Origin of the sequence: Paenibacillus sp. FSL K6-0276, assembly GCF_037977235.1 — a bacterium.
Lineage (GTDB): Bacteria > Bacillota > Bacilli > Paenibacillales > Paenibacillaceae > Paenibacillus_AQ.
Genome location: NZ_CP150276.1, coordinates 4,115,777 through 4,128,339 on the forward strand (window position 1 = coordinate 4,115,777; position 12,563 = coordinate 4,128,339).

Here is a 12,563-nt window from a genome sequence, read left to right on the forward strand (position 1 = left end):
ACTTATACTTTCTTATATTTAAGAAGAAACGGCTTTGCCGTCCTTTGTGTTAAGAACGGTATCCGTTACTGCCAAAAATATAAGGATGAAGTATAAAGTGTAGATTATACTTTCTTATATTTCTAGAAATGCAAACAAACGTTTTCGTCACTTTGTACATTCTAATTCAAAATATCCCTTTTCGTAAAGACGGCGAATGAAATGATCACCGAAGCGGCCCCCCATACAGCCAGCACAGCCATAGAAAATGACAAAGACATCCCCTCAATTGGTGCGGGAGTTCCTGACAAATAACCGGTCAGCCCAAGATTTACCATAAATAAATATTTCGCTGTTGTCCAGGCAGAAGCCATATTGGTCAAAATATTTCCAGCAATCAGCGCTGCCATCATGACCACTATACTAGCAGCAGTGCTTCTTACAAGTACCGAGATCATAAAAGCAAGCAAAGCAACAACGACGCTTACGAACCAGACCAATCCACCTTGCATAAGCATATATTTCCACTGTGGTACTGCATGTACAGTAGACATATCCACCGAGTCCCCACTAATCTTAAAGCCTGTAAATACAGGGATATTAAAGCCCTTATATCCAAAAGCCAGACCAGAGATTAGGTAGCTGATCACAAAGGTGGAAAGCACGATAAGTGAAACAAACATAAGCAGTGCCGCCATTTTGCTAAACAATACTTTCCAGCGTTTGACTGGCCTTGTCAGCAGCATTTTGATAGTCCCTGTAGTTCGCTCCGCAGAGACTAAATCCGAGGCTACCGCCATTATGAGTAGCGGAATAAATAAAGTAACCGAATTATCCATAAACTCACGGGTAAAGGTAACGCCACTTGGCTCGTTCGGATTCACATCATGATGGAGGTAATACTGAAGCTGTTGTACAAATATTCGCCGATAAGTCTTCCATTCCTCTGGAATTCGGTCACTTCCCAGTGAATTTTGATTATCAATGATCTGCTGCTGGATCTCCAGGCGCCAATCGGAGTTGAATTTATCTCTGCTACGCTCGGCTGAGCGCATTTGGGCATAGGTGAACATAGGCACCAGTACAATCAGAATCAGCAGTATAACATAAAACCGTTTCTTTTTTATGATTTTTAAACATTCATTACGGATTAGCGGAAGCATGTTATTCAACGTTCTCACCCTCCGTTAGTTTCAAGAATAGCTGTTCCAGTGTCGGATTAATTTTATGCACAGCCCTAACTTCGATTTCAGCAGTTACCATTACAGCCACAATCTCAGGGATCAAATCCTGATCCATGATTGTGATTAAAGAATTCGGACCCATACCTGCAATAATAGAGTCATCCAAGGTAACGTCTTCCAGATTCTGAATTTGTATATCTGGGCGATTAGCCAGTAATTCTCGGGCTTCAGCAAAAGGCTCAAGCTCCCAAAGAACATACGGTGAATTACGAGCGATCAGTTCATCTACCGCACCTACTGCTAGTACCCGCCCTTTACTTATAATTGCTACACGGTCGCAGAGGAGCTGGATTTCGCTAAGAAGATGACTCGACACGAACACTGCTAGTCCCTCATCTGCCAGCTTGCGTATAAATTCTCGCAACTCCTTAATGCCTTTGGGGTCAAGGCCATTTGTAGGCTCGTCCAGAATAAGCAGACGCGGACGTCCCAGCAGCGCCTGCGCTATGCCTAAACGCTGTCTCATTCCAAGTGAATATGTACTTACCTTATCATGTATTCGCTGATCTAACCGAACAATATCTACCACTTCGCTAATCCGTGCATTATCTATACCAGGCTGCATTCGGGCAAAATGCTGCAAATTCTCCCATCCCGTCAAATAGGTGTATACCTCAGGGTTCTCAACGATAGAGCCAACAAATTGCAATGCTTTTTCCGGATTTCGGTTCACATTGTAACCACATACGGTAATCTTGCCCTCGCTGGGACGAATCAAATCGACGAGCATTCGGATCGTAGTTGTCTTCCCAGCACCATTTGGACCGAGGAAGCCGAAGATTTCTCCTTCTCTCACCTCAAACGTAACATCATCAATAATCCACTTTCGTCCTATTTTTTTCCGTACCCCGTCCACAGACAAGACGACCGGGCTGGATTCTCCACTGTTCGCTTTTGTCATATTCTGCTTAGCTCCTTGTTACTGTCATTTCCTCGGCTAGTACTTGCTCAAAGGATATTTCATTTAATACGAATCATCTTGCTTGAAAACTGGTTCTCTCCTGTATTCTAGTGTATAGCCTGAATGAATCGTTCTCCGATTCGCTGATATCCATCGCCATTCGGATGAAAATGATCAGTAGATAGGTATTCGTCCAAATGCCTGTTAAACAAGTCAAAGGTAGGAACCAAAGTCATATTGCTGTGCTTGTTAATAATATCCATTGCCGCATTATTCCACTTCGCAACCGCCTGATTACCTGGTACGAGTAGATCTGGAATATCTCCAAAAGGGTTATATAGCCCCATATAATAAATTTGAGCGTTCGGATTGATCTCCGTGATCTTTTCCAGAATATTGCCCAATCTGCCTGCTGCTTCTGGAAGTGCTGCTAGCAAAGACTCCGGAGTCAGCTCTTGATCGGTTGTTGATTCACTCTGAAGCGCACCGCTATTCTGCAAAATATTCGAGTCCTTGAATAAATCATTCCCTCCGATCGAGAGTAGAATGACATTCGCCAAGTGCAGTGCGTAATCCACACCATCTTCATCTAGCTTACTTTGCAGTCCTGCAGTAGTTAAACCATTGATCCCCATATTACCTAATAGATCAACTTCGACACCTTTAGCGGATAAACCACTAACCGTACGCTTAACAAATCCTTCTCCTGTGTTATCTCCAGTCCCCTTGGCGAGCGAATCTCCGAGAGCAACTACTTTGAGCACTTTAGCAGTCTCCGTCACTGGAGCGGCTGTTTGCTGAGGTAAGTTACTCACTGACGCTTCTCCAACAGGATAGATGATGTCACTGACCGCATAAACTAAACCTACAATTAGTATTACTGTTGTTACTATGGAAATCAGGCTGACAGTGCGCCATGTCCACTTCGAATCATTCAAAGCCATCCCTCCGTGTGCCGTTCTATTATGTATTGTTCCACATTTTACAAAGATCTTAACTATGTACATAAACATAAATCTTCCATACCGGTTTTGCAAATGTCTAAAATAGAAATTAATCCAGCTGCTCCGCTTTTTTGACCCAGATTCGGATACAAAAATTCCTGAAAAAATTTAGCGATTAATGTTCCGTCACAAAAAAACGTTCCCCGATTTTCATCGGAGAACGTTTGATTTCAGTAACAGTTACTTTTCTTATTTACCAATAAATTCCTGAACCCAGTAGTTATTGTCATAACCTACACCGATATAATTGAAGTTAGCATTCAAAATATTAGCGCGGTGACCAGGACTATTCATCCATGCTTTCATTACTTCCTCTGGCGTTTTTTGACCCATAGCGATGTTCTCGCCTGCAGCTTTATAGGTGATACCAAAGGATTTCATCATATCAAATGGTGAACCATACGTAGGTGAAGTGTGTGAAAAATAGTTATTAGAACGCATATCTGTAGCTTTTGTAGCAGCTACTTTATGAAGGCTGTCCAATCCAGAAACGGGCTTCAGACCAGCTGCTGCACGTTCTTTATTTACCAGCGTTACGATCTGTTGAACATAAGTTCCTTTATTGGTCACAGCACCTGTATTTGTTGTAGTATCAGTAGGCTTAGTTACTGGTTTTGTTACAGGCTTTGTTACAGGCTTTGTTACAGGCTTTTTTACCGGAGTTCCGGTGGAAGTATCTTTATTGGGAACCGTTCCTGTTTGAGGCTTTGATACCACGATAGTGCTATTCGAACAAGGGAATCCCTGTAGGTTAGCTTGTTTTAAATATTGTAAAACTTGCTCATAGCTAGTACCTGATTTAACTACTGTTACTTCTGTTGAGGCTGCATTCGCTTCGAGTGGAAGAGAAATACTAAGTGCCATAACAGCCGCTACACTACCACCCATAATTGCTCTTAATCTCTTGTTCTTCATTCTGCCATCTCCTCTTTCTTGTGTGTAATATACGTTTCTGCTTAGAGTGACTAGCTACAAATGTTACAAAGTTGTAATTTGTTCCTCAGTCATTGTAGCATAAATCTATCAGCTGTGCTCTTCTAATTTTTAACATTTAATAGTCTTGATTGTAAGTTCTCTAATCTTTAATGCATTCGATATTTTCGATAAAAATCATGAAAAAAGCACAAAAAAAGTCGCCATTCTCGAGAGAACAGCAACTTCTGTATGCTTATGGATATCAGGTAACTAGTGAAACGACTGCCAAAATTCTCCCTCAGTAGAGATAAGCCCCATAATTTCTGCGTAAGGAATACGGAAAGTAGGAAAACCCGCAGAATAAGGAGCAATCTCATAAGGTGCAAAATAAAGATATAACGCTTCATTATCAACAAAGAAAGGCTGATCCGAGGTAATTCCTTTATACGAATCTGGAAATACATATGAATATTGGGGGTCGTTCTCAATCTGCTTACCCACGATTTTACTTAGCTTCTCCACATATCTACTGCCTGGCTTGAACAAATCACCCAGGTTATAAAACCTTCCATTACGTAAATTAGTATGTGTATAGATTTTGGTAGGCATGCCGTGGGCTGCTCCAAAAGGATAACGGTAACCCGTTAACTCCAGTACTAAAAGATTTTTACGGAAGAAGGACACTGAAAAATCACCATTATAGCTGAAATCCTGCGAAGGTCCGCCACTACCTGCATCTTCAGCGAGTGACAGCTTGCGAAGTTTATCATTTACCTCTCTCGAAACCTCAGCACTGGCAATCCCCTCAACAACCGGGTAGTAGACCAGGTAATCCCTGTTAGGTTTATATTTCTTCTCCACTACAGAATACGGAGGTCTCAATGGGATGACTCCATTTTGTCTCCAAATTTGCTTCCCTTGACGATCATAATAAGCTGTACGTTGATCTATATCTGCTCTAATTAGGCGGCCGCTAAGGGTAAGTGTTCCAGTCCCTTGAATGACTGGAGGCTGAGCGGCTCTTTTTCCAGTACGATCTATAAAATAGGTCTCCTTAGCATCATACACAGACGCCAGTCCGTCCTGATAATTATTCACACCAAGCAGGGTATGGTTGCTCAGAATTGCTCCTGTCTCTGCATCAGCGATAATGTAGCGTGAGCCACGATAAGGCTGATTAGGGTACACTGGTGTTCCTATGGCTACTCTGCCTTCACCAAGCTGAAGTACTTCATAATATTTTGCGGGAATGATCATTCTTCCTTTTTTATCAATCAGCCCATAAGCGTTACCATAATTCTCAGCAGTATTCACCACCGCACGCCCCTCCGAAAAAGGTAAAGCAGAAGTGAATTGCGGCTGGATAGCTACCGTCCCATCCGTGTTTAAATAGCCGTACTTACCGTTTGCAGTCTCTTGATAGGAGAGCAGCCCATCACCCGGATTTCCTACGAATGGATGATTGTACGTATGCAGAATGTTCCCTTCAGGGTCAATGAGCGCATACTCTCCTTCCTTTATCTTGACCAAAGCTACACCGTTCATGAAATCATTGGCGTCCTCATAAATTGCAGGCAGTACCTCTTTGCCTTGCGCATCTACATATCCGTAAAGTGACACGCCGCCGGTCGTATTTTGTTTCGAAAATAATGCGCGTCCCTCATGCAATGAGTTCAGATAATCATAACGGGCTGGAGTCACTTCTTTACCTTTTTCATCGATAAATGTGTACCCCTTCGCATCAGATACTACTGCGCGTCCTTCCGAAAAAGGGGCAATAAACGAGTAAATTGGCTTCACCCGTTCCCGTCCAGAGCTGTCAATCAGTCCGCTACTGTTTTTTCGCTGTACAATTGCTAACCCATTCTTCTGAAAATTCTCTGCATATTCGTATCTAGGTTCAATCTGAGCACGGCCTTCGTCATTAATATATCCCCAAAGTGTGCCCTCTCTAAGATTAAAAGGCGCCGGATGTAGCCCAGTAGTCCTTAGTTCATCCTCAACCCACTTCGGCAATACATACGGCGTTTCATAAGGTTTATTGGAGTAGTCTACACGATATAATCCCGCCTCTGCTGGGATAGTAACGAATAGTTCCTCTTCTGTGCGTATGAAATCTTCATCTTGCTGAGTAATATATTCGTTCCAGCCAATGCCGTCCCATCTCCATACATCCGCTTGTATCAAGCCATTGTCATTCCCTTTCCCCAGCTCATTCAACCTAATCCTTAACATCCAGTCGCTCCCCTTTAACAAAGGCATTTGCCTATAGAATATGGGAGAACGTTGGTTTATGTGCTTTTTGATCTTTGAGGATGTGATGAGAGGGTGGTGGGGCTGGTGACGGGGCAAGCTAGCGGCAAGGCGGTGAGGGCGGAGGGGCGAATTAGGCGTCGAGGCGATCAGGCGTCGAGGCGATCAGGCGTCGAGGCGATCAGGCGTCGAGGCGATCAGGCGTCGAGGCGATCAGGCGTCGAGGCGATCAGGCGTCGAGGCGATCAGGCGTCGAGGCGATCAGGCGTCGAGGCGATCAGGCGTCGAGGCGATCAGGCGTCGAGGCGATCAGGCGTCGAGGCGATCAGGCGTCGAGGCGATCAGGCGTCGAGGCGATCAGGCGTCGAGGCGATCAGGCGTCGAGGCGATCAGGCGTCGAGGCGATCAGGCGTCGAGGCGATCAGGCGTCGAGGCGATCAGGCGTCGAGGCGATCAGGCGTCGAGGCGATCAGGCGTCGAGGCGATCAGGCGTCGAGGCGATCAGGCGTCGAGGCGATCAGGCGTCGAGGCGATCAGGCGTCGAGGCGATCAGGCGTCGAGGCGATCAGGCGTCGAGGCGATCAGGCGTCGAGGCGATCAGGCGTCGAGGCGATCAGGCGTCGAGGCGATCAGGCGTCGAGGCGATCAGGCGTCGAGGCGATCAGGCGTCGAGGCGATCAGGCGTCGAGGCGATCAGGCGTCGAGGCGATCAGGCGTCGAGGCGATCAGGCGTCGAGGCGATCAGGCGTCGAGGCGATCAGGCGTCGAGGCGATCAGGCGTCGAGGCGATCAGGCGTCGAGGCGATCAGGCGTCGAGGCGATCAGGCGTCGAGGCGATCAGGCGTCGAGGCGATCAGGCGTCGAGGCGGATCGGGCGCGATTAGGTATGATGGGAGGTGCTGAGTGAGCATGGGAGTACGATAGATGATAGTGGGTTGTGCTGGGTGGTCGCTCCGCGAACGTGACGTTGATCCCATCACTGTTGTCTCTAAATTTCTTGATTTGTACCGCAGGCGCGGTTTAAATACGGAGACAAAGGCGAACGCTACCGCTTGTACGCAATCATTCCATTCTCTCCGCCGCTATCAGCGTGATCCATCTTCACAAGCTCACTTTGTAGCTCATTTCGGCGGATTCTAAGGCATAAATGCCCTTCTTTCTCCATTTGAAGCTCGTTCTGGCCAATTCTGAGGCATTTTTGCACTAGCCTTGCATCAAACCTGACATGAGAAAAATGGATAAAATAATTACCATATTATGAATATAATGGTCTCTTTTCTCTGGTAGTCCATAAAAAAATCCCCTAATGTTAAGGAATAGGCAGGTTACCCATTTCCTCATCAAAAGGAGAATTCGCATGGGTATCGTACCAGACCAAACCGTTATTAGTCAATGTCTTCAATTGTTAGATTTACCAGAAACACTCTGTGACATCTTAGATTATCGGGCTCAAAAGCTTACCGTTCGCGGCGCAATTTTTCTTTTCATCGAAGCTCAATTAGCTCGGCGTGAAGAGCCTATTGCCATAGAAGAGCATTTACGTTCTAATGAAAATTTGCAGGCTCTAGTAGGAACAACATCAATTAGCGCCTCCCGTTTCTCACGTAAATTGAACGAATTACCTACGTTTCTGCTTCAGTACGCTTTTCAAGAAATCAATCGACGTATTGCACAGACTTTGCGAGAATCATCCCATGTACAAGTGCGAGATTTAAAAAAGCTAACGATCATCGACTCCACCACCATCTCTTTACCTAACTTTCACGGTCAGTGGGCCTACTGCAGTAAAAAGCAAAATAGCGTAAAAATGCATACCTACCTCTGCGCAGATTTTCCGGATATGGCTTATCCAAGCAAAGTTATTTTATCGACGGGAGCTGTAGCTGACTCGGAAGTGACGATCGAACTTCTCACAGATAAAAACACAACCTATGTGATGGATCGTGGATACATTAACTATGCTTTTTTCAAGAAATGGGCAGAAGCAGAAATTCGTTTTGTTGCGCGAATACAGACAAATAGCAAGACGAAAGTTATCCATGAACGGCCTATTCTAGAAGAAGACTACGGTCTTTTACGAGACGCCGATGTCGAAATGGTGGTTCCTAAGGAGCCTGATCAAAAAGTAACACTGCGATTGGTTGAATTCAAAGATGATAAAGGCCGACTCTATCGCGTGGTTACAACAAGGTGGGAGATCTCGGCACGAGAAATCGCAAACTTGTACCGAGATCGCTGGATGATCGAGCTTTTCTTCAAATGGATGAAGCAGCACCTTCATCTAGCTAAGTTATACAGTTACAAACCCGATGCTGTATGGAACCAAATCTACATGACACTTTTGGCCTACGGCCTATGCATCCTAGTAAAGTTGCAAACGAAAACAACAAAAAGTACATGGGAAGTGCTAAAGTTAGTTCGCATTTACGTGATGGAGAGCTGGGAAAAATTTCTTGTGGCTTTAAGCAGGCAACCCACCCGAAGTTCGAAAGGACGTCAAAAGAAGAAAAAGAGTGGGCGGCCTCGTATTCATCCCATCAAGAAAAAAGCGCTGAAAAAGATACTTGAACAGATCTAAATACAATTGAAGTATATATTTGAAAAAAATGGTGATTTGTCTATGTGTATTTGACCGTTACTGTTTTTTCTCTTCTTCGATAAAAGATAACTGTAAAAATATCCCTTATTTATTTTGACGCGCTGATGTCAGCTTTTTTGCAAGGCTAGTGGCATTTATGCCTCTTATCCTTCCACTATGGCTCGTTTCGGCTAAATCTGGGGCATCTTTGCCCTTCTTTCTTTATTCTTTCGTCACAATTATACCGTACTTTTACCATTTGTAGCTCATTTCAGCTAATTCTACGGGATTTATACCGTTCATTTACCATTTGTAACTCATTTCAGTCATTTCTACGGGATTTATACCGTTCATTTACCATTTGTAACTCATTTCAGTCATTTCTGCGGGATTTATACCGTTCATTTACCATTTGAAACTCATTTCAGCCATTTCTGCGGGATTTATACCGTTGATTTACCACATACTTCAAACAGTAACGAGTGGAAATGTTGGCATGTATTATAGCTTGGTCTTAGCCGTGCTAAGTCGGATTGGGGGTGCCAGTGGCAGTAGTCGATGGTGTTCGCGCGGTGTTCCTTGTAGCAGTGTTGGTTGTAGCGGTGTTAGTTGTGACGGTGTTAGTTGTGCCAGGTGTTGGTTGGTGTTTAGTCTATTATTACAAAGTCGATTTTCTTCATAAGTTCTTTAGGGTCAGAAGGAGCACTTACTAATTTGGTTATTTACTATTCCCATTTCGGAGCCAAGCAATCGAAACAGACATGCCAAAAAGCGTTTGCGATAATAGCAAACGCTTTTTCTGCCCTACCCCAGCGAGGTGATATGGGTAATGGAGGGAAATTTGGAGCTGTAGAAACGAAGTGGTCTTCTTTGTTCTCAGATGTAAAGCCGCAAACGCGGTATCATTCAGGAATCTGAGAACAACAGCGATCGTAAGCCCAATATTCCCCCGCAGTTAGGCCCTAATCACCACGCTTTAATCACTACGTCTCTATAACGTTACTCCCTAATCACCACGCTGCTACTTCTTCGAAGAGTACTTCCGCATATCAAATGCGACTGCGGCTATAATAATCAAACCTTTGATAATCAATTGATAGTACGGGCTGATGCCGATAAAGGTCAGACCGTAGTTAATAAGGGTAAAGATGATAACCCCCACAAGAACGCCCGGCACAGTACCGATACCACCCGTTGTGGATACACCGCCTACTACACAAGCTGCAATGGCATCAAGCTCATACATGTTACCGTAGTTATTTGTTGCTCCACCTGTTCTAGCAGCTTCCAGAACGCCTGCCAGACCATAAAGAGCTCCAGCAATGGCATAGATATAAATCAAGTTCTTGGAAACATCGATACCGGAAACTTTAGCTGCCTGCATATTTCCGCCAATAGCGTACATGTTCTTACCTAGCTTGGTTTTATTGAATATCACCCACACAATGGCGGCGACGCCCAAGGCTATCAGAACTATATACGGGATTGAATATTGGCCACTGCCGATAAATCCAGAACCAATATTGGTGAAATCCTTACGAAGACCGCCAATCGGCTGGGATTGGTTAGGGTCCATATCGAAGTACAAGGAGTTTAAGCCGTAAACGATAACCATCGTGCCCAGTGTGGCGATAAACGGCGGAACGTTAAGTTTGGAAACAATAATACCGTTTACGAGTCCACAGAGGAGACCCGCAATGATAGCAATAAGAATCGGAAGCCATACTTCCACTTGCGGCAGATCTGGAAAAAAGCGACGGGAATAGTCCGGGATTTGCAGCATGGAAGCGGAAATAACTGCTGTAAAACCCACCACCCGTCCAGCGGACAAGTCAGTACCTGCCGTAATAAGAATAAAGGCAACGCCAAGCGCGATAATAATCCGTGTGGATGATTGGATCATAATGTCTCTTAAAGTATTTACAGAGATAAAAGCTGGTTCGTATAAGGCGATACCCATAATCAGAAGTACCAATACAATATAAATAGCATTTTGAGTAATAAAAGTTTGAGTTCTTTTAGCGTTCATTAGTAGTGTTCCTCCTTAAAGTTACGCGAAGAGTAACTCTCTTCGTAAACCAAATCTAGTTTCGCCTAGCAAAACTATCATTGTAATCCTATCCTAATGCTGTGCAGCGAGACGCATAACTTCGGTTTCCGTAGCTTGCTCGCCTTCTAATATACCGGTAAGTCTACCTTCCGACATGACCATTACGCGGTCTGACATTCCGAGCAGCTCCGGCATTTCAGAGGAGATCATAATGATGCTCTTTCCTTGCTGGGCCAAGTCGGCAATAATGGAGTAAATCTCGAATTTAGCTCCTACATCGATCCCGCGAGTCGGCTCGTCCAGAAGCAGGATTTCGGGCTCAGTAAGCAGCCATCTGGCAAGTAGTACCTTTTGCTGATTACCACCAGAAAGATTCATGATTAACGTTTTCGTTGTAGGTGTTTTTGTACGTAATTTTTCAATCATTTTATCGACTTCTACTTTTTTCTTTTTTCCATCTAGTAAAAGGAGAAGTTTCTGGTAACGATGTAGATTAGCGATTGCACCATTCTCATGAACAGACAAGACTGGAAATATGCCTGTTACACGACGCTCTTCGGTAAGCAGAGCCATTCCGTGTTTCTTAGCATCCTTCGGAGAATTAATATTAACCTTCTTGCCTTTAATAGAAATCGTCCCGGATTTCAAAGCTCGCAGACCGAACAACGCCTCAATAACCTCAGTTCTCTGGGCACCTACCAGACCACCAATACCCAGGACCTCACCTCGTCTTAATTCAAAAGAAACATCTTTAAAAGATCTTTCCTCCGGGGAAGTTAACCCTTCCACCTTCATGTATACTTCGCCGGGTACGTTAAAGCGTTCTGGGAATCGGTTGGTTAAATCGCGACCCACCATTTTGGAAATGATAAGATCTGTAGTTAATTCCGCTGCTGGCCAGGTGCCTATTTTTTTACCATCACGCATAATGGTAACTTCGTCAGAGATTTCAAGAATCTCTTCCATTTTGTGAGATATATAGATAATAGCTACGCCTCTACTTCTAAGATCCCGTATGATCCGGAATAAATGTTCCACTTCCACACTGGTTAGAGAAGAAGTGGGTTCATCCATTACAATAACTCGGGAGTGAAAAGAGACAGCCTTCGCAATTTCAATGGATTGGATTTTGGATACGGACAGCTTACCTACTAAAGTTTCGGGATTCAGATCGATATCCAGATCTTTAAACAAATTTTCCGTGTCAGTATACATCTTCTTATGATCGATAAACTGAATCGGTCCGATTCCCTTGGTTGGAAAACGACCTAGCCAGATATTCTCCATCACACTTCGGAACGGCACGGGATGCAGCTCCTGGTGAATCATAGAGATACCGCTTTTTAACGCATCATTTGAACTGCTGATAGAAGCTTTCTCACCATCCAAAAAGATCTCACCGGCATCCGGTGAATAAATACCAAAAAGACATTTCATGAGTGTGGACTTACCTGCACCATTCTCGCCCATAAGTGCATGAACCGAACCTGGTCTGACCTTTAAACTAACATCATCCAGCGCTTTGACGCCGGGGAATTCTTTAGTAATGTTGTTCATTTCCAGCAAAAACTCAGCTTTTTCCATGGTGTTACGCCCCCTACGCTTTTTTTCTTTTTTATGAGAGGCACAGCGGTTCCAT

Annotated in this window: 9 protein-coding genes; 2 read left to right on the top strand and 7 right to left on the bottom strand. The window is 44.4% G+C overall.

The window, feature by feature from the left end; genetic code table 11:
- Positions 1–161: 161 nt before the first annotated feature.
- The 5 genes from MHH52_RS19410 to MHH52_RS19430 form a co-directional block, all read right to left on the bottom strand.
- A complete protein-coding gene (locus MHH52_RS19410; protein WP_340004096.1) occupies positions 162–1,151 on the bottom strand; it encodes an ABC transporter permease in 990 nt (329 codons plus the stop codon).
- Positions 1,144–2,124, bottom strand: a complete 981-nt coding sequence (locus MHH52_RS19415; RefSeq protein WP_340004097.1) for an ABC transporter ATP-binding protein — start codon at positions 2,122–2,124, stop codon at positions 1,144–1,146. Before MHH52_RS19415 ends, MHH52_RS19410 begins: the two co-directional genes overlap by 8 nt.
- A gap of 107 nt (positions 2,125–2,231) precedes the next feature.
- Positions 2,232–3,068, bottom strand: coding sequence for a GDSL-type esterase/lipase family protein (locus MHH52_RS19420; protein WP_313641812.1), 837 nt, complete (start codon positions 3,066–3,068; stop codon positions 2,232–2,234).
- Positions 3,069–3,317: 249 nt separating this feature from the next.
- On the bottom strand, positions 3,318–4,043 hold the full coding sequence (locus MHH52_RS19425; RefSeq protein ID WP_340004098.1) for a CAP domain-containing protein: 726 nt from the start codon (positions 4,041–4,043) through the stop codon (positions 3,318–3,320).
- Positions 4,044–4,313: 270 nt separating this feature from the next.
- The gene (locus tag MHH52_RS19430) at positions 4,314–6,278 is read right to left on the bottom strand and encodes a WG repeat-containing protein (protein ID WP_340004099.1); all 1,965 of its coding nucleotides are present in this window, start codon (positions 6,276–6,278) and stop codon (positions 4,314–4,316) included.
- Positions 6,279–7,220: 942 nt separating this feature from the next.
- On the opposite strand from MHH52_RS19430, the gene MHH52_RS19435 reads away from it, so the two are divergent.
- Positions 7,221–7,436, top strand: coding sequence for a hypothetical protein (locus MHH52_RS19435; protein ID WP_340004100.1), 216 nt, complete (start codon positions 7,221–7,223; stop codon positions 7,434–7,436).
- Between the two features lie 217 nt (positions 7,437–7,653).
- Positions 7,654–8,874: an IS4 family transposase gene (locus MHH52_RS19440; protein ID WP_340004101.1), complete on the top strand. Its 1,221-nt coding sequence runs from the start codon at positions 7,654–7,656 to the stop codon at positions 8,872–8,874.
- Between the two features lie 1,021 nt (positions 8,875–9,895).
- On the opposite strand, the gene mglC is transcribed toward MHH52_RS19440, so the two are convergent.
- Both mglC and MHH52_RS19450 read right to left on the bottom strand, forming a co-directional pair.
- Positions 9,896–10,903 (bottom strand): galactose/methyl galactoside ABC transporter permease MglC, encoded by a 1,008-nt coding sequence (gene mglC / locus MHH52_RS19445; RefSeq protein WP_313642064.1) that lies wholly within the window; start codon positions 10,901–10,903, stop codon positions 9,896–9,898.
- A 93-nt stretch (positions 10,904–10,996) separates the two neighbouring features.
- A complete protein-coding gene (locus MHH52_RS19450) occupies positions 10,997–12,508 on the bottom strand; it encodes a sugar ABC transporter ATP-binding protein (RefSeq protein ID WP_313642065.1) in 1,512 nt (503 codons plus the stop codon).
- Positions 12,509–12,563: the final 55 nt, after the last annotated feature.

Coding starts and splice junctions, on each gene's coding strand:
- MHH52_RS19415 (WP_340004097.1), bottom strand. CDS start 2,124: ATGACAAAAGCGAACAGTGGAGAATCCAGCCCGGTCGTCTTGTCTGTG.
- MHH52_RS19420 (WP_313641812.1), bottom strand. CDS start 3,068: ATGGCTTTGAATGATTCGAAGTGGACATGGCGCACTGTCAGCCTGATT.
- MHH52_RS19425 (WP_340004098.1), bottom strand. CDS start 4,043: ATGAAGAACAAGAGATTAAGAGCAATTATGGGTGGTAGTGTAGCGGCT.
- MHH52_RS19430 (WP_340004099.1), bottom strand. CDS start 6,278: ATGTTAAGGATTAGGTTGAATGAGCTGGGGAAAGGGAATGACAATGGC.
- MHH52_RS19435 (WP_340004100.1), top strand. CDS start 7,221: ATGATAGTGGGTTGTGCTGGGTGGTCGCTCCGCGAACGTGACGTTGAT.
- MHH52_RS19440 (WP_340004101.1), top strand. CDS start 7,654: ATGGGTATCGTACCAGACCAAACCGTTATTAGTCAATGTCTTCAATTG.
- mglC (WP_313642064.1), bottom strand. CDS start 10,903: ATGAACGCTAAAAGAACTCAAACTTTTATTACTCAAAATGCTATTTAT.
- MHH52_RS19450 (WP_313642065.1), bottom strand. CDS start 12,508: ATGGAAAAAGCTGAGTTTTTGCTGGAAATGAACAACATTACTAAAGAA.